The 17,901-nt window shown below is 72.2% G+C and carries 15 protein-coding genes; 8 read left to right on the top strand and 7 right to left on the bottom strand.

Features of this window, described 5'->3' with window-relative positions:
- Positions 1-41 precede the first annotated feature (41 nt).
- On the bottom strand, positions 42-1,913 hold the full coding sequence (locus ACZ6KF_RS16900) for an SIR2 family protein (protein WP_469239047.1): 1,872 nt from the start codon (positions 1,911-1,913) through the stop codon (positions 42-44).
- A 402-nt stretch (positions 1,914-2,315) separates the two neighbouring features.
- Here ACZ6KF_RS16900 and ACZ6KF_RS16895 point away from each other — a divergent pair, with 402 nt between their 5' ends.
- Entirely contained in the window at positions 2,316-3,989 is a 1,674-nt protein-coding gene (locus tag ACZ6KF_RS16895) for a carboxylesterase/lipase family protein (protein WP_469239046.1), read from the top strand.
- A 329-nt stretch (positions 3,990-4,318) separates the two neighbouring features.
- On the opposite strand, the gene ACZ6KF_RS16890 is transcribed toward ACZ6KF_RS16895, so the two are convergent.
- A complete protein-coding gene (locus ACZ6KF_RS16890) occupies positions 4,319-4,489 on the bottom strand; it encodes a hydrophobic protein (protein WP_356628764.1) in 171 nt (56 codons plus the stop codon).
- A 144-nt stretch (positions 4,490-4,633) separates the two neighbouring features.
- Here ACZ6KF_RS16890 and ACZ6KF_RS16885 point away from each other — a divergent pair, with 144 nt between their 5' ends.
- The 4 genes from ACZ6KF_RS16885 (at position 4,634) to ACZ6KF_RS16870 (ending at position 7,937) form a co-directional block, all read left to right on the top strand.
- Entirely contained in the window at positions 4,634-4,807 is a 174-nt protein-coding gene (locus tag ACZ6KF_RS16885) for a CsbD family protein (RefSeq protein WP_356628762.1), read from the top strand.
- Between the two features lie 434 nt (positions 4,808-5,241).
- Positions 5,242-5,811, top strand: coding sequence for a hypothetical protein (locus ACZ6KF_RS16880; protein ID WP_356628760.1), 570 nt, complete (start codon positions 5,242-5,244; stop codon positions 5,809-5,811).
- A 151-nt stretch (positions 5,812-5,962) separates the two neighbouring features.
- On the top strand, positions 5,963-6,418 hold the full coding sequence (locus ACZ6KF_RS16875) for a DUF4383 domain-containing protein (RefSeq protein ID WP_356628758.1): 456 nt from the start codon (positions 5,963-5,965) through the stop codon (positions 6,416-6,418).
- 805 nt (positions 6,419-7,223) lie between these two features.
- Positions 7,224-7,937, top strand: coding sequence for a GAF and ANTAR domain-containing protein (locus ACZ6KF_RS16870; RefSeq protein ID WP_469159336.1), 714 nt, complete (start codon positions 7,224-7,226; stop codon positions 7,935-7,937).
- 603 nt (positions 7,938-8,540) lie between these two features.
- Here ACZ6KF_RS16870 and ACZ6KF_RS16865 read toward each other — a convergent pair.
- From ACZ6KF_RS16865 to ACZ6KF_RS16850, 4 genes are all read right to left on the bottom strand, one after another.
- Complete coding sequence (locus tag ACZ6KF_RS16865; protein WP_469239044.1) at positions 8,541-9,185, bottom strand: pyridoxamine 5'-phosphate oxidase family protein; 645 nt, start codon at positions 9,183-9,185, stop codon at positions 8,541-8,543.
- Positions 9,182-9,304 (bottom strand): hypothetical protein, encoded by a 123-nt coding sequence (locus ACZ6KF_RS16860; protein ID WP_469159196.1) that lies wholly within the window; start codon positions 9,302-9,304, stop codon positions 9,182-9,184. Before ACZ6KF_RS16860 ends, ACZ6KF_RS16865 begins: the two co-directional genes overlap by 4 nt.
- A gap of 621 nt (positions 9,305-9,925) precedes the next feature.
- A complete protein-coding gene (locus ACZ6KF_RS16855; protein WP_469239042.1) occupies positions 9,926-11,209 on the bottom strand; it encodes a hypothetical protein in 1,284 nt (427 codons plus the stop codon).
- Position 11,210: 1 nt separating this feature from the next.
- A complete protein-coding gene (locus ACZ6KF_RS16850) occupies positions 11,211-12,053 on the bottom strand; it encodes an alpha/beta fold hydrolase (protein ID WP_469239040.1) in 843 nt (280 codons plus the stop codon).
- A gap of 217 nt (positions 12,054-12,270) precedes the next feature.
- On the opposite strand from ACZ6KF_RS16850, the gene ACZ6KF_RS16845 reads away from it, so the two are divergent.
- The 3 genes from ACZ6KF_RS16845 to ACZ6KF_RS16835 all read left to right on the top strand — a co-directional run bounded on the left by ACZ6KF_RS16845 (position 12,271) and on the right by ACZ6KF_RS16835 (position 16,150).
- Positions 12,271-14,109, top strand: coding sequence for an AMP-binding protein (locus ACZ6KF_RS16845; protein ID WP_469239038.1), 1,839 nt, complete (start codon positions 12,271-12,273; stop codon positions 14,107-14,109).
- 415 nt (positions 14,110-14,524) lie between these two features.
- A complete protein-coding gene (locus tag ACZ6KF_RS16840; protein ID WP_469239036.1) occupies positions 14,525-15,748 on the top strand; it encodes a PP2C family protein-serine/threonine phosphatase in 1,224 nt (407 codons plus the stop codon).
- 27 nt (positions 15,749-15,775) lie between these two features.
- Positions 15,776-16,150, top strand: coding sequence for an STAS domain-containing protein (locus tag ACZ6KF_RS16835; protein ID WP_469239034.1), 375 nt, complete (start codon positions 15,776-15,778; stop codon positions 16,148-16,150).
- 296 nt (positions 16,151-16,446) lie between these two features.
- Here ACZ6KF_RS16835 and ACZ6KF_RS16830 read toward each other — a convergent pair whose 3' ends face one another.
- Positions 16,447-17,898, bottom strand: coding sequence for a serine/threonine-protein kinase (locus ACZ6KF_RS16830; protein ID WP_469239032.1), 1,452 nt, complete (start codon positions 17,896-17,898; stop codon positions 16,447-16,449).
- Between the last annotated feature and the right edge of the window lie 3 nt (positions 17,899-17,901).

Raw genomic sequence — 17,901 nt, 5'->3', positions numbered from 1 at the left:
TGCCGCCGTGGGGCACCCCGTTCCCGCGCACGACCGCCGCGTCACGGGGACGGCTCCCGTCCGGCCGCCTCCGTCCGACGCTGCGCGCACTGCACGTCCACCACCGCCGCGGCCGTGTGGGCCCGCTGGACGTCGGCGCCGAACGCGCCGCTGCGCAGCATGGGCCAGTTCTCGGCGAAACGGGCCTGCACCCGCGTGGCGACGCGGAGCCGTCCTTCGGCGTCCCAGCGGTCCGCGAGCGTGAACTCGCCCTCCGTCGCCGGGGGCTGCGACAGGTCGGCCTGCAGGAGCGCGGTCAGGTATTCGAAGGCGTCGAACGCGTCGGAGATCGCGTGGTCGCTGTCGGCGGCCGGTTCGGCGAGCACGTCCCGCACCTGTGCACGCAGCCAGGTGCTGTGCGCGGCCTGAACGAGTGAGGGCGGGTACGGGGCGTTCAGGTACGCGTTGACGCGTTCGCCCCCGCCGAGCACGTCGCCGGTCCGCAGGGCCAGTACGGCGGGCTCTGGCTCGGCGGCGGTCCGGCGGGAACCGGGCCGGGGGGCAGCGGGGTGCGCCAGGACCGGCTCCAGCAGCAGTCGGCCGAGCAGTTCGTCCCGGCCGGCCAGTACGGCGGCGGTGCCGGCGGCGGCCAGGGCGAGCAGGGCGGGGTAGAGGTGCGGCGCATCGCCGGCCTGCTCGTCTCCACCGCCGCGCCGTACGTTCAGCAGCCGTTGCAGCGCACGCACCCATACCCGGGTGTGGGCCCCCTCCTCGTCGTGGAAGGCTCCCACGCTCAGCAGATGCAGCAGCGTGTCGCAGTCCCGCCGGCAGCGGTCGAGCCGCTCCCGGTACGTCGTCCCCGCCTCCCCGGCCTGCTCGCCGGGCCGGTACCGGCCGCCGTCGGAGAGCCGTTCCACCACCCGCATCGCCTCGGCGTCCACGAGTTCGTGCAGTTCGATGCGGCGCACCGGGTCCGGCAGCGCCCGTTTGAGGCGGGCCACCGACAGCTCGCGGGCCGGCGCGGGCTCCGCCAGGCGTTCCAGGGCCTCGACCCGTGCCAGCAGACCGGGAAAGAGCTGCTTGGCCGTCAGCCCCCGGATCACCACGGCGCCGTGCCGGGCGACGAGTTCCGCGGCACGGCCCGTCGGCCCTCGCCGCGCGCACCAGAAGACGGGGTAGCGGCGCGTGGCGCGGCGCTGGAAACAGGAGACCAGCGCGTGGTCCCACTCGGCGGACCAGCCGCACACGATCAGTCCGTACTCGTCCAGCACCTGATCCACCAGCCCGGCCCAGGCGGCCGGGTACCTCTCCAGCTCACGTTCGGTGTTGCGGGCCTCCAGGTCGTTCAGGTCGCCGTGCAGTTTGACGACCGTGGCACGGGCGTGCGCCAGCGGCGTCATCCCGAGGAGACCGGCGGGCCCGTGGACGACCTGCGGCTGGACTCCCTCCGCTTCCAGCGCCTGCTCGACGAGACGGTCGAAGTTCGTGGTGAGCACCACGCGTACCCACCCGCGCGCCACCAGCCGGGCCACCGCCCGATGCGCCGCTCCCGGCTGCTTCAGCCCGTGCTGCCGGTCCTCGTCGCCGGGCTCGAAGTAGCCGCGCAGCAGCTTGTGCCGGGCGGCGGGAGTGTCACCCAGCGCCTCCAGCATGGCGGAGTAGCCGAGTGGCCCGCCGTCGCCGTGGCGGGCCCACCAGGACTCCGGGTCGGCGGCGGCCAGTTCCTCGTCCGCGCCTCGCGCGACGGCGGCCCGGCGCACCAGATCCGTGACGATCCCCCATCCCGTGGGCACACCGACATCCCGCGACATGCCCGCACCGAGCAGCAGCGCGTACACTCCGGGCCCGCTGTGCACGCCCATGGCGAGTGACACCAGGGGATCGAGGCCGCGCATCGCCGACGCGGCGCCCGGCCTGTCGTGGCGCTCCGTCATGCTTTCACTGTGCGTCGGCGCACCGGGGCACGCCTCCCGGGAGCGTGCACGCGCCGCCGCCTGCCCGGCGTGCGCCGCGCCGCTCTCGCGGGCCCTTGGGCACGCATGCGGTGGGTACGCGCCGCGGGGCCTGCCCGTGCCCTCCCGCCGACCGCCCGACGACGCCGCAGTCGCGGGCCCGGACGCCCGCGCGCCGCTGCGAGGCGCCCGTCCGGTGACCCCGAGCAGGTCGGACGCGCGGCGGCGGCAGGACGGCCCGGGGAGCGAGGCCCCGCCTGCCCGCGGTGCTCGCGCGGGGAACGGTGCGGCGCGGACGTCGGATCGGCCCGGGACCCGCGTCCGAACAGGTCGCCTTCGGCGCACTCGTGCGCCGGGACGGGGCACGCGAGGAATGGTTCCGGCATGACCCATCGCGCAATGCTCCGCCGGGCGGCCGTGACGGCGATCTCGGTCGTGGCCCTCGCCGCGGCGTGCACCGCCCGCCCGTCCACCGCGGGAACCGGACGCGCAGCGGCCGGGTCCGCGGGCGCCGCCGCAGCCGTGGCCGCCGCCGGTGAGACGGTACGCACGGACGCGGGCCTGGTCCGCGGCGCCCGCTCGGGCCCTTACCGCATCTTCCGGGGCATCCCCTACGCGGGAGCCCCCAAGGGACGCCACCGGTGGGCCCCGCCCCGCCCGGTCACGCCGTGGAAGGGGATCAGGGACGCGACCAAGCCGGGTCCGCTGTGCCCGCAGGTGCCCTCGCAGTACGCGCCGATCTCCAGCACCGAGGAGGACTGCCTGGTCCTGAGCGTCACGACGCCGCCCGCCACGGACCGCCGCCGGCGCCTGCCCGTGCTCGTGTGGATCCACGGCGACGGCTCCGTGGGCGGCGGCTCCCTGTTCGACGGGCGCCGCCTGGCCGGGCAGGGCCTGGTGGTCGTCACCCTCAACTACCGTCTCGGCGTCTTCGGCGGTCTCGCCCTGCCGGGCCTCGACGGGGCCGGCACCTTCGGTCTGCAGGACCAGCGGGCGGCCCTGACATGGGTGCGGAAGAACGTGAGGGCCTTCGGCGGCGACCCGGGCAACGTCACTGTCGCCGGAGTCTCGTTCGGTGCGTCCGCGATCGCCGCGCATCTGACGTCACCCGCGTCCAAGGGCCTGTTCCACCGGGCCGTCATGGCCAGCGGCGAGGCCGTGATGGACATGCCCGCCGGTGCCATGGGACCGGACGTGCCGGGATACCCGTGGTACGTCTGGCGCAGCGGGCGGGAGGCGGAGGCCATCACGACGGAAATGATCTCGCCGCTCGGCTGCCGTCACCGCGACCCCCGGCGCACGCTCGCCTGTCTGCGTGCGCTGCCGGTGAAGAAGATCCTCGAAGTGCCCCACATCATGAACGCCTTCCAGTTCTTCGGATACGGCAACGCCACCCTGCCCGAACTGCCGCCCGACGCCCTGCGCGCCGGACGGTTCCATACCGTGCCCGTCCTGTCGGGCGCGACCCGGGACGAGCACCGCGTGATCGTCGGGATGCTCTACGACGCCGTGGGCAAACCCTTCACCGAGGCCGACTACGACCGCGCCCTTCGCACCGCGTTCGGCGAGGAGGCCGCCCCGCGGGTACGGGCCGAATACCCCGTTTCCGCCTTCGGCTCCCCCGCCCTGGCCTGGTCCGCGGTGATCACCGACCGCATGTGGGCGCGCGGCACCCACGCGCAGCACCAGGCACTCGCACGTCACGTACCGGTGTACGCGTACGAGTTCGCCGACCGCGACGCGCCGATGTTCCTGCCGTTGCCGGGCGCCTTCGACTTCGGCGCCTTCCACTCCGGCGACATCCCGTACCTCTTCGAGGACCCGGTGGCCGAGCCGCTGTTCACCCCGGCGCAGCGCCGCCTGTCGGCCACGATGACCGGCTACTGGGCCGCGTTCGCCCGCACCGGCGCGCCGCGGGGCGCCGGACTTCCCGCCTGGCGCGCCTACCGCCCGGAACGGGCCGGCCCGCCGTACACGCAGTCGCTCGCGCCGCAGCGGATCCGGCCCGTCGACTACTTCCGTGAACACAATCTCGGGTTCTGGAGCCGCATGCCCTGACAAGGCGACGGGCACCCTTACCAGCCGGCCCGGTCTGGACTCCGGAGCTGTCCCCGCCCCCGTTCCGGAGGCCACCGCCATGGGCGCACCCGGCCCGCCCCGGCAGAGCATGAGGCCATGAAGGCAACACTGCCACCGCGGACTGCGCACAACCCGCGAAGCCCCGCCGACCGTACCCATTGAGCCGCCCCGGGGCGCGCCGCCCCAGCCTGCCGAGTCCCCGGCAGCAGCGCCCCACTCCGCTCCGCCCTGCTGCGGACAGCCCGTCCGCCCGTGGGGCCCGGCCTCTGCAGGCCGGGCCCCACGACGAAGCGTGCGTGCGGGTCACGTCACCATCGGTACCAGCGGCTTCGTCCCCCTCCGGCGGAGGTGGAGCGGGCGACGAAGCCGAGCAGCCACAGCACCAGGACGGCGAGTGCGATCCACCACAGGATTTTGACGGCGAAACCGGCGCCGAAAAGGATCACAGCGAGGAGCAGAACAAGAAGCAGGGGAATCATAGGTGTCAACCTCCTGCGCGCTCTTGTGTCCCACATTCGACCGCGCATTCTTCGACAGCGCGTTGTTTGTCGAGGAAAACTGAGGGCAGTCGTCGGTCACAGTCACCGCGAAAGCGGGACAGAACCCTACAGGAGGCGTGTTCCATGACTGCCGGTGAGAAGGCCAAGGCCATGGCCGAGCAGGCGAAGGGCAAGGCCAAGAAGACGTTGGGCAGGACGACCGGCGATGACCGCATGCTTGCGGAAGGGCAGGTAGAGAAGAGCACGGGTGATGCCCGAGCAGCGAAGGAAAAGACCAAGGACGCTTTCAAGCGCTGACGTCGCTTCTCTGCTTTTTTCTGGAAAGGGCCCTTCCGAGCGGGAGGGCCCTTCCGCGGTTCAGCGCCGCGAGAGGCATCCCTGGCCGACGGTCGGCATCGAGCCGTCGCGAAGGCCCATGTCACCGCGGCTTTCGACGGCCGGGGCACAACCGCGGTCCCTCCGCGTCGGCAGTCCGGACACCGGGGCTGCGGAGGCAGGACGACCGTCACGTGGCACGGCAGGGCGTCGTCGGGGCGGACGGCCGGGCCGCCGCCGAGGTCGTCCGGCAGGGCAGGGCGGTGCGGTGATGCGTTCGCCGGCCCGCCCGCGCGCGGCAACCCGGGACGCTCGTCCGGCCCAACCCTGATGGCAGAGCCGCCCGTGCTCGGCAACGGTGGGATGTGTCCACCATTCCTGCCGCCCTGCCCGCCCCCTTCCGAAGGAGCACCGTCATGTCCGAACGCAACACGCTCATCCGCAGCCTGCACGACGTGGGTCTGGCAGCCTGGTTCGGCGGTTCGCTGATGGGCGCGGTGGGCCTCAACGGCGCCGCCAGGGAGGAGGGCGGAACCGAGGCCACCAGGGACCGCATCTCTTCCGCGGGTTGGGCCAAGTGGACGCCCGTCAACGCGGCCGCAATCGGCGCGCACCTCTTCGGTGGCGGCGGGCTGCTCGCGGTGAACGCGCACCGCGTCGCCACCCAGCAGGGCGTGGCGGCGTCCACCGTGGCCAAGACCGTCGTCACCGCCGCGGCTCTGGCCGCCACCGCCTACGCCCGGGTCCTGGGCAAGAAGGTCGAGCTGGCTTCCTCCTCCGACCCGGTCGACGCCGAGAAGGCACAGAAGCACCCTGTCGACCTGGACAAGGCACGCCGTCAGCTGGCCTGCGCGCAGTGGGCGGTGCCGGCGCTGACCGGATGCCTGGTCGTCCTCAACGCCCTGCACGGCGAACAGCAGCGCCCCGTCGAGCAGGTTCCCGGCATGTGGGAGCGGGTCCGCTCCGCGACCCACCTCACGTCGTAAGAAGTCCGCGGCAACGAACCGGTCGGCGCCAGCGGCCGTTGCGGGACGCACGGTCGCGCTCCCCCGCATCTCCACGATGGCCGGGGGCACTCGGGAACCGCATGACGGACCGGGCAGCCGGCCGCCCTCCAGGCCAGAACAGGGAGTTCCCATGTCCACGCACGCACGCGCCCCCCGCCCCGCACGGACTCCGGTCCAGCAGGCCGCACTGATCGTGGGGGTCGTCTTCCTCCTGGTCGGCGTTCTCGGCTTCATCCCGGGAATCACCACCCACTACGACACCATGGAGTTCGCCGCCCACCACTCCGAGGCCAAGCTCCTGGGGATCTTCCAGGTCTCCATCCTTCACAACCTCGTCCACCTGGCCTTCGGCCTCGCCGGACTGGCACTGTCACGCACCGCAGCGCACGCGCGGCTCTACCTCCTCGCCGGCGGCGCCGTCTACCTGGTGCTGTGGCTGTACGGGCTGGTCATCGACCACGACAGCGCCGCGAACTTCGTCCCCGTCAACACCGCCGACAACTGGCTCCACCTGCTGCTCGGCCTCGGCATGATCGCACTGGGCGTCCTGCTCACCCGCGGTCGCAGCACGGCACGGACTCCGTGACCGCGCAGAAACGCTTCTGACCGCCGGCCCCGCCGGCCGCCGACCGACCCGTGTGCACGCCCGGTCCACAGGGGTCGGCCGTCGTGCAGGCGGGGCCGTCGGCACCGGTGCCGCTCGGCGCCGCTCATGGTGAGCCGGCCCGGACACAGGGACCGCCGTCGACCGACGAGGCGCCACTGCAGAGGGCCGGGCGGCTGTCGGACGGAGTCCACGGCAGTAGTACACACGCCCGAACAAGGACTGGTGAGCAGCTCAGCGCACCAGCCCCGACTCGGGCGCCGAGGAAACACCCACGGAAGAGGACTCGACGTGACGGCTTCGGTCCCCCGACGGTTGTCACCCGCCTTGGAGGCGAGGACGGCATCCTGGCGCGGGGACCGGTGCCCAGGGCGACCGCGGCCCGACCGCCCTGGGCACTCCCGCGTACGTCGAGGCCCGGATCCCGGCGTCCCCCGCGGTCGAGGGCTCTCGTTCGCCTGCACCCGTCGAATCCGCTGACCGAGAGGCGGCTGCCCCTCGCACCGCCGCGTATGGCCCCGGCCCTCGACAAGAGCCGGAGGCTTCCTCCCGACCCCCTCGGGAACCCCGACGGGCGTGCGCACGACGGAAGCGGGGCACTCGAGACGCATTGATCGGACTCCGCTCCGGGGGCCGGTTCCCGAGTCGGCGGGGCCGGTCGCTCGGGACGGCAAGGGAGCATGGTGACTGTGCGCATCAGGGCGGGGAACGCCTCTCGCAAGCCGCACGGGGAGAGCGGGCGCCCCGCACCGACCGTCCGGTACGCATCGGAGCGGCGGTGGCCCCGATGACGGCCGAGGTGATGAAGGCGGTACGGCTGATCGCCGAAGCCTCAGCGGACGCGCCTGACGAAGACGTTCCGCTGCGGGTGTGCGCGGCGGTGTGCGAAGGGTTCGGCGTGGACGGAGCCACCTTGTCGTTGCTCACCGACACCCCCTCCCGCCAGTTGCTCGCCGCGTCGGGCGAGGCCGCCCTTGTGCTGGAGGAGATCCAGTTCACTGTGCTGGAGGGGCCCTGCATCACTGCCGCGCAGACCGGCGACCCGGTGGCCGTGGACGACCTGCGGCACGAGCTGACGCCCTGGCCTCTGTTCGGGGCGATGACTCGCGAGAGGCTGCCAGAGGTGGCCTCGGTGTACGCGCTCCCCCTGTTCTTCGGCGACTACGTCCTCGGGTCGGTCGACCTGCTGGCGACGCGTCCGCGCGCCCTCGGGGAGGATGCCCTGGAGCAGGCGTCCCACGTGGCCGACGCGGTGACGGCAGCGCTCCTGCCGACCCGCGAGATGCTTCTCACGGGGAACGACGTCCCGGAGTGGGAACCGAAGCCGGTGATCCGCGCCCACTGGTTCGACACCTGGCGCGCCGTCGGGGCCTTGGCGGCCCTTCGGAGAATCAGCCCGGAGGACGCCCTCGCCCTCATGCGCGCCGAGTCCTTCCGCACCGGCAAATCATTGCCGGACATCACCACGGACATCCTGCGCGACCCGCCGGGTACGCCGTAGCCGCGCGGTTCGGACCACCTGCTCAGGCGTCCGTCGGCACGTCGTCCGCTTGGACAGCTGTCAGGGGACAGCAGCGGAAAGCGCCGTGAGCCCTCACCGTGGTCACGGATGCGGTTCCGGACGAAACACCGCGAGGGCATCCCCCTCGACGGCGTGTACCGGATCTGCCGTCTGCCGGCCCCGCTGTGTGCAGGCTCGCCGGCGACCGAGATCGTGAGCGGGTCGCGGCTCGCGATCGGCCGTCCTCACTCGGCCCGAGGATCTGGTGGAACGCCGCTCACGCCCCGGCGCGCGAGCTCGCGCCACCCGCCGACCGGTGCGAGCACATGTCGGCGGTGCCGACGAGCCGGGCCGTGGGTCGCTGTGGGGCACGGGACCGTGGCCGCGAGAAGGGGTGACGGTCGGCCGTGGCGTCGTCCGGGCGGGTGACGACGAGGACGGACGGGCGGGGCCGCCGACGGCTCAGGCGGCGTCTCCCTGCTGGTCGCCGCCCTGGGCGCCGTCGAGGCCGGTCTGCGAGTCCGTCCCCGTGTGCCGTCAGGACCGGCCCAGGTCTGCGCTTCCGCGCCGTGCGCGGAAGCGACGGTCCCCGGTGCCCGCTGCCTAGGGCGTCTGCGATCCTGACCAGGCTCGTGCCTTCTCTTCCTCCGCGGTGTGCCTGAGTGCTCCGGTGAAGTAGTCGGCGTCCTTGGGGCGCCTGCGCGCGAGCCTCAGTGTGCGGGGCGCGGGTTCGAGATGCGGGATGTGCTTGGAGCAGTGCACGTAGGCCTCATGGACGGTGATCAGCGTCCACAGTACGGGTTTGCGCCCGGGGGCGGTGTCCTCGGGTATCCCGGCATGGGCGCTACGCAGGCCGGCGTCGGTGACGAGCCGGGCGGCGCCGTTGACGTGCAGTCCGATGTGGTCGTGGGTGAAGTCCACGAAGAGCAGGCCCACGTGCGGGTTCTCGGTGATGTTGCCGGCGCTGGCCATGACGCCGTTGCCCCGGTACTCGGGGTAGGCGAGGGTGAGGTCGTCGAGGACGGCGACGAAGCCGGGGGGACCGGCGCGGAAGGTGGCGTCGCAGTGGCCCCGCGCGTCGGCGGTGGAGAGGAAGACCATGGATTGGCGCCGGATGAAGTCGCGCATGGCCTCGGTGAGATGAGGGCGCACTTGCAGGTCGTAGAAGTCGTCGGCGCGTTCGCTGGTGCCCAGCTGGGCCTGGAGTCGACGCTCGCCGTGCGAGGGGGTCGTGCCGTGGTGTGTCACAGAAGGGTGTCTTCCTCTTCGTATCGGGCCGCGACGAGGGGGGCGGTGAGGACGGGGGTGTCGATCGGGTCGTGGTGGGTGCGGGCCGACGGCATGCCGTGGCGTCGGGGCCTGGTCACGGCTGTGGTGACCATGGCGAGCGGGCCGCACAAGAGAGCTGCGTGCCGGTCCCAGGGGCCCCGGTTCCCGCACCCGCGGGTAACGCGAGAAGAGAAGGGCGCAGACGGAGACCGTCGGATCCGACGCCCACGGCCCCGACCGTGGCCGAACTCGTACGCACCAGCGAGATCTCCCGGGCCGACAGCGGCTCGGGCATCATCGCGCACCCCCGCGCGACGGCGGCCGGCTGAACGACCAGGTGCGCGCGGAGGGCGTGCGGGAGCACCGAGGGATCGCGAAGGAGGAGGGAGCCGCCGGACGGATCCGACACGCGGCCACAGTAACGAGTCGCAAATGTGGGGACATTCCGTTTTCGGGCAGAGGTCGAATCGGCGCAGGCGCGATCCGCGGACAATACATGGCGCGCGCTGGACTTTACAGCTCGCAGAGGCAACGCGCGCCCTGCTCTCGTCAGTTACCCCACCGGATGCCGATGAAGCGATCGGGGGGCGGTCGCTGCGGGCAGTGGACCGTCACCGCCAGGGGGCAACCGGCGGAACGCGGGTGTGATGGGTCGGCAATCGCAGCCCGTGCAGCCTGTTGTGGGATCGCCCGGGACGTCTCGACCGTCTCCGCCGCGATCAGGACCGTGCTCGCGCTGCGCGGCATGAGGCATGAGACACGTCGAGGATTTCGTTCATCACCGAGTGGACCGGGGCGCCGTTCAGCAGGTTGTCGAGTTCCTCGACGCCGTGTCGTCGTTGTGGCGGGGTGAGGAAGAGGTACTGCTCGATGCGTTCGTTGAACGTCCGGCGGTACGTCGCGTACAGCTCGCGATCCTCCCGGACACGACCGGCCAGCTCGGCCAGGGCGGCCGTCCCGGCGAAGTCGTCCTCCGGCAGCGGGTGACACGGCACCACGTCGGCGAACCGGCTCCCGGCACGACCGAACAACGTGCCGCCGAGCGCGCGCATGGTGAAGACGTGGGCGTAGTGCTGCTCGTGGATGGCCAGGGGCAGCCGTCCCAGGGCGATCGCTTCGTGGAGCGCCGTGAGCCCGGGGGCCAGCAGGTAGTGCTCCGTGTTCGCCGCTGCCTGCAGCAGTTCTCGCTGGCGCAGCAGGCGGCAGTCGGCCCGGCCGCCCGCGGTCCGGACAGTCCGCTCCCGGCCGTCGCCGAAGGGGCCGCCGCAGACGAGGACGCGTCGGAACCGGGGCCAGTCCCGCAGCAGATCGGGGATCCACCGGTGCAGCAGGCGGACGTAGTCGTTGTGGACGTCGAAGTCGAGGTGGAAATTCTTGAATCCGCCGATGTTGATGAGCAGGTCGTACGGCGGATCGGCGGTGCGCGCGACGTTCCGCAGGCCCTCGACGTCGATGATGGGGCCGGTCACGTGGACCTCGGGCCCCTCTCCGCAGGCGGCGAACCAGGCGGCGCGTTCGGTGACGCCGGGGAAGTTCTGCACGACGCTGTGCGTGGCGAGCAGGTGCGCGGCGATGACTCGTTCGTGAGGTGACAGACCTGACAGGTGCCGGTCGGCGGCCTCGTAGCCGGAGCGGGGCAGCGCCCTGCACGCGTCGCGAAGGATGGCCGGTGGCCGGGCGGGCTTCCAGAAACTGAACAGGCTGTCCACCATCGTGACGGGCCGCGATGCCACGACGGACCGGAACACCAACTCGGCGTCCATGACCGAGATCACGTGGTCGCAGCCCCGCAGCAGGTCGTCGATCGCTGCGGACCTGGCGTCCCCCGACAGCGCGCCGACGTCGTGGACGGTGTCGAACGCGTCGGGGTTGCGCCTGGCGAAGACGGCGGCGACTCCGTCCCCGACGAACACCCGCTCGTGCTCGTGGAGCGGACGGGACACCGCGACGAGTTCGGACACCGGACCGAAGCCGCAGTTCTGCGCCCCCATCACGATGCGCACGTCACTGCCTTCCGCCGACGGTTCCCGGCTGCGTTCCCACAGGCTCGTTCACGTGGGTGAGCACCTCGACGAGCCGTTCGGCGAAATCGGCGGGGTACCTGGCGTAGCCGACATGCCCGCCCGGGAACAGTTCCACGGTACGGCCGAGCCGGCCGGCGAGGACGAGCGTCGGGCGGTGCACGAGGTCCTCGCGTGAGGCATGGCCGCCCGCCCACACCACTTTGTCGGCCACTGCCTCCAGCCCAGTGAGGTCGGGTACGAAGCGCGTGAACGGCCGGATGAAGTGGGTCAGGAAGAAGTCGGTGTTGTTGTGCACTTCGGGGAGCGCCGGGGCGGGCCTCCCGCCGTGGAGGGCTTGCAGTTTGGCGAGGGCCGGCGCCATTCCCTCACGGAGGTACGTCGCGCGGACGTCGTCCACGAGCGCCAAGTGCCGCTCGGCATCGGGAAGGATGCTCAGGACGGGCGGCTCGTGGACGACGACCAGTCGGACTCTGCCCGGGTGACGGACGGCGAGTTCGAGCGCGATGAGCCCGCCCGAGCAACTCCCGAAGACGTCCACGGGCTCACGCGAACCGGCGAGGTGGTCGATCAGGCGGTGGGCGTCGTCGGCGTGTTCCTCGACGCTCTGCTCCACCGGGGGACCGCCGAGCACGCTGCGTGAGTTCCCGCGTGGATCGTAGGTGACGACGCGGTGGCTCCCGGCCAGGACGGCGGCCAGGCGCTTGTACACCGCCGCATCGGAGTTCCCTCCCCCGATGAGCAGCAGGAAAGGCCCCTCGCCCCGCGCTTCGTAATAGATCGACGCGCCCGGTACCGCGAGCGTCCCGCTGTTCGCCGGATCCATTGCGCCTCCAGGGACGAAACCGGTGTGATGACAGAGCGTCGCACAATCGGCTCGAACCGTGCAGGGCGCACGGGAGTGGGACTGCCGACTGCACGCGTCCGTCGCGGTCGCATGTGCCTCCCACTGCTCCCACGCGCCGGTCTCACGGCCAGACGTACGGGGCATACCGGTCACGTCGGCCAGTTCACGCAACGCGTCCTCAGGCAAGGAGTCCCGGGTGACGGGCATCGAAGAAGTGCGGAAGATCCTTCGTGATCTGGGAGTCGGGGAAGAGCTGCTGCGCGAGGACGCGCTGTTGCGTGCGCACATCGGCCTCGATTCCGTCGACCTCACGCAGATTCAGGTGGACCTGGCCGAGCGCTTCGACGCCCGCGTCGACCTGTGGGCGGAGCACGACCTCACCGTGCGGCAGCTCGGCGAGATCGTCGGCGACCGCCGGCCGGGCGTGGGCGCCTGCGTGGAGTACCGGGACCGCGGCTGGTGGCGCCCCGAGTTCCTGGACGACACCGTGCTGAGCACCCGCGTCCACGCAGGCCACCGCGCGGCACTGGTCGACGCCGACCACACTCTCACCAGAGCCGAACTCGGCACGGCGGTGTCCGGCTGCGCCGCCCGCCTCGCGCACCACGGGATCCGGCCCGGCGACACCGTACTCGTGCAACTCCCCAATCAGGCCCGCACCGTCGTTCTCACGCTCGCGCTGATCAGGCTCGGCGCGCGCCCGGCACTCGCCCTTCCCGCCCTGCGCGAGCACGAACTCGACGTGGTGATCACCGCGTTGGCGCCGTCCGCACTGGCCGTGCCGGCACGGCACCGGCGCTTCGACCACCTGCGGTTCGCCGAGAAGCTCCGCGAGCGGCACCCATCGGTCCGCACCCTGCTCGTCCCGGGCGCCGGCGACCGGGCCGACGGCCACGAGGACATCGACGGTCCGATCGACGCCGGCGCCCCGGCTCCCGCCCGTCCGGACCGGCGGCCCTCCGACACGGCCCTCTTCCTGCTGTCGAGCGGCACCACGGGCGCCCCCAAACCCATCGCCCGAACCCACGAGGCGCTGGGCCATGTGATCCGCTGCGCGTCGGCGGCCTCGGGGATGACACCCGAGTCCGTGTTCCTCGCCGTCCTGCCCGTCACGCATGCCTTCGCCCTGTCCGCTCCGGGGGTGCTCGGCGCGCTCTCCTGCGGCGGGACGGCGGTCCTCGCCTCCCCGGACGATGCGTCCGCCACCATGGCACTGATCGAACGCGAACGCGTCACGCACTGCGCGCTCACCCCCGCACTCGCCCGGCAGTGGCTCGTCGCACGCGCCGCCTCCGGCGGACCGGACCTGTCGAGTCTGCAAGTCCTCCAGGTCGGTGGGGCGCGCCTGGACGAGTCCACCGCCGCCCGGCTGGCCGACGCCTTCGGCTGCCGGATTCAGCAGGTGTACGGCATGAGCGAAGGGCGACTGCACTTCACCCGGCTCGACGATCCCCCCGAGATCGCGTTCACCACGCAGGGACGCCCTTCCTCGCCCGGAGACGAAAGCCTGGTGGTGGACGGCGAGGGCCGGCCGGTCGCCGACGGTGAGGTCGGCGAACTCCTGGTCAGGGGGCCGGGTGTCATCACGGAGTACCACGGTGGCGTGGCAGCCGCGTCGTTCACCCCGGACGGTTTCTACCGCACCGGCGACCTCGTGCGCCGCCTAGAGTCCGGGAACCTCGTGGTCACCGGACGCCTCAAAGACGTGATCAACCGCGGAGGAGAGAAGATCCCGGCGGACGAGCTGGAGGCGTTGGTGCTGACGCACCCCGGTGTGCGAGCCGCCGCGGCCGTCGCCATGCCCCACCGTGTGCTGGGGGAGGCCGTCTGCCTGTACGTCGTGGGCCTCGACGGGCAAGCGCCTTCTCTGCGTGAGCTCCGCGGGTATCTGACCGGCAGAGGACTGGCCGGGTTCAAGCTGCCCGAGCGGCTCGTCCGGGTGCCGGAACTGCCCATGACCGCGCTCGGCAAGACGGACAAGGCACGGCTGCGCGCGGACATCCTGGCCCGGCTGGAGACCGAGGGCTCTCGATGATCTCTTCAGCCGTCTTTTCGAGGCTGGACCGGCGGTGGGCGCAGCGACACGCGCGGCAGGCGTGCAGGGGGCGGTCCTGCCGTCCGAGCGGGCCTGCGTCGCGGACCTGTCGCCAGTCCAAGGCAGCGCGGCCACGTGGGGCGCCGTTCAGGTCTACGGCGCCCGTGAGAAGCCGCTGAAGCAGGCGGCGCGGGATCATGCCGCTGATTCGGGCGGGCGCCTCAGCGCCGGGCGCCCGCGGACCCGCGGGCAGAGGACGGGCGAGTCGGCCACCGTCGGCCGTCTGCGCTCCCCGGGAGGGGGTACTCGGGCCCTGAGCGGCCGACGAGAAGCTGCGACGTGGCACGCCGGCCAAGACGGCGCAGCCGCGAGACCGGTGCCCCGCCCGCGTGGTCCGTTTGCGAGGGGGAGCAGTGTGATCGACATCAGCGCACGGTCGCTGGTGCGACTGATGCAGGCCAGCCATACGGCCACGCTCGAGCAGCTCCCGGAGCTGATCGCCGAGCACGCCGCCGCGGCGGGCATGCACGACGCGGCCGTCTTCGTCGTGGACATCCGCGAGACGGTGCTGCGCCGGCTCACCGGCCGAGGGCCTGCCGCCTGGAGCGGCGGACAGGAGTTCAGCGTATCGGGCAGTCTGCCCGGCCAGGCATACCAGCGCGTCGAACTGCTCCCCGAGCCGGAACGGCCCACGGGAGGCCACCGTCCGGGCGGACGTCGCTGGTGGGTGGCCGTCACCGACGGCGTCGAGCGCCTGGGCGTGCTGCGGGCCGACACCGATACCGACACCGAACCCGTCCGGCAGGCCCTGCGCGACCTGGCGTCGATGACGGCCCTTCTGCTGCTCAGCAAGCGTTCCTTCAGCGATTCCTACGCGCGTCTGGTGCGCACCGAGCCGATGAACGTGGCGGCCGAGATGCAGTGGAATCTCACCCCTCCGCCCGCTTACGCCGGACACGACGTCACCGTGGGCGCGGTGATGGAACCCGCCTACCAGATCGGCGGAGACGCCTTCGACTACGCAGTGGCCGGCAGCACGCTCCATCTGGGCGTCTTCGATGCCATGGGCCACGACACCACCGCCGGCATCACCGCGAACGTCGCCGTCTCCGCCTGCCGCAACGCCCGCCGTCAGGGCGCCTCGCTGACCGAGACCAGCGAGCTGGTGGAGCAGACCCTGATCGAGCAGTTCAGCACCAGCCGGTACGTCACCGCGATCCTGGCCGACCTCGACATGGCGACCGGGCGGCTGACCTGGATCAACCGCGGCCACCATCTGCCGATCCTGATCCGCGGCAACCGCTGGACCACCGAGCTGGCCTGCCCTCCGGCCGGCCCCATGGGCACCGACCTGGGCCTGCCGGTCACCATGGCCGCCGTGCAGCTCGAGCCCGGCGACCGCCTGCTGCTCTACACCGACGGGATCGTCGAGGCCCGCGACGCCCTGGGCACCGAGTTCGGCCGGAAGCGATTCGTCGACTTCATCCTGCGTCACCACTCAGGCGGGCACATTCTGCACGAGACCCTGCGCCGGCTGATGTCCGCCCTGCTGGAGCACCACGGCGGCGGGCTCGACGACGACGCCACCGTCCTGCTCACCGAGTGGCGCTGCGGCCATCAGCAGGAGCTGACCCCGTGAACTCCGGCCCGCACGGAAGGAACCGTGATGAGCCCCGACCAGCCCGCCTGCCCCGACCGGCAGGACGACCTGCGAGTGGACGTCCGCCCTCTGGGCGCCGGCGGCCGTCACCTCGTCACGGCCGTCGGCGCCCTCGACCTGCACACCGCCCAGCACCTCGCCGACGCCGCACAGCCACTCCTGCTGACCGGCGGCCACACCGTGCTCCTGGACCTGTCCGGTGTCATGTTCATGGACTCCACCGGGCTCACCTGCCTGATCGCGGCCTACCGCACGACCAGGAGCACCGGCGCCCGCCTGGTGCTCATCGCACCCAGCGAACGCGTACGCACCATGCTGGCGCTGACCGGCGCAGACCAGATCCTGCACAGTTGTCCCACCGTCGAATCCGTCCCCGACTGAGCGTCCCGCCCGGGCGGAGACAAGTCCGGGTGCGGGCTGCGGCACAGTACCGTCGCGTACACGGCCTCGGCCTCCCCCTCCCACCCCGCCGTCGGACGGGGCCCGCCCGTCGGCGTCGCGTCGTCCTCCGTGCGCCCGGGCCACGCGGTGTGCCGACTGCCGATCCGGTTCCCCCGCGCGGCCGGTCAGCCGCCCGTCCGGCCCGAGGGCGCCTGCGGTGACTGCCGACGTGTCGGTGCCTGTCCGTCACTGCCGCTGGAGAGGCGGCGAAGTCCGCCGGCGTTCCGCTCGTGCCGTCAGCGTTTCCCGACCGCCTTTTTGACCTGCTTCCGCTGCGCCGGGCCCTCGTGCCGATCGGTCTTCTTCGCCTGGTCGGGCAGTCCGCGAGGGGACTTGGTGGCCGATCCCCCCTGGGGTGCCCCCACGAACGTGTCCGTGTCGCCTGCTCCGGAGCGTGTTGTCGCGGTTGCGGAGTCGTCCGCGGTGCCGTCGGCAGCGGACCGGTCGTTCGCACCTCGGGAAGCGGGGACGCCGCCTTGCCCGGGTACGTCGTCGGTGCGCGTGCGGACGGAGGCGCTGCCGTCCGAAGGCGGCGTCGCCGCAGGCGTCGTGGCCGCGTCGTTCTGCCCTCTGCCGGACGGCTCGGGCTTCGCCACGGGGGCGCTCGTGGCCTTGGTCGCGCTTCGGTCGTCGTCCGATGGCGCCGAGTCGTCGGTGACGGCGAAGGCGGTCGCCATGACTGCGGCGAGCGCGACGGTCGCGCCCGCCACGAGGGTGCGCCCACGCGCGGGCGCGGTGCGTGGAGCGGTCCTCTTCCGGTCGGGCAGCGGATTCACATGCGTGCGGTCGGCCGCTTGCGAGGGTTCGTGGCCGGCGACGAGGCTGGTGGCGTGCGCTGCCGGCACGGTCTCGACGGGTGCGGTGTCGGCCAACGCTTCCAGTGTGCGGGCGCAGTCCCGGGCTGTTGGGCGGTCCTGCCCGTCCAGGGCCGTCATGTCCCGCAACAGGCAGGCCAGGTGTTCCGGCAGGCCATGGGGCAGGGCAGGTGGTCGGTGCAGTCGTGCGATCGCGGCCTCGAGAGGACCGCCGTCGTACTCGAGCCTGCCCGTGAGGCATTCGAGGAGTACCAGGCCGAGGGCGTAGACGTCCGCGGGCCGGCCGACGGGCCGGCCGAGGACCTGTTCGGGGGAAAGGTAGGCGGCGGTGCCGATGAGCGTGCCGGTGGCGGTGCGGGTGGTGGCGTCCAGCAGTCGAGAGATGCCGAAGTCGGTCAGGTAGGGGCGGTGGGAAGCGTCCAGGAGGATGTTGGACGGTTTGACGTCCCGGTGGACGATGTCCGCATCGTGTGCGTGAGCCAGGGCGTGGGCCAGGTCGGCGCCGAGCGCGGCGGTTTCCGCGGGAGACAGCGGGCCCTCGGCGATGCGTTTCCTCAGTGTGATGCCTTCGACCAGTTGCATGACCAGGAAGACATGTCCGTCGTGCTGTCCGGCGTCGTAGGCGGCGACCAGGCCGGGGTGGTGCAACCGGGCGAGGATCACCGCTTCGTTGTGCACGTCCCCCTCATTGCCGATGCCGGTGTCGGGCCGGAAGACCTTGACCGCCACGGGTCGCCTCAGTCTCAGGTCGAAACCCCGGTAGACATCCGCGGCGCCGCCCGAGCCGAGGAGAGCGTCCAGACGGTACCGACCGCTCAGCACCTCGGCGGAACACCGGGAGGCCATGGCCCGAGCCGCCTCACGAAGCCTCATTCC

The sequence above is a fragment of the Streptomyces sp. NPDC046379 genome (assembly GCF_055587785.1).
The sequence above is the reverse complement of the archived record's forward strand: the minus strand, read 5'-3'. Positions and strand labels throughout refer to the sequence as shown.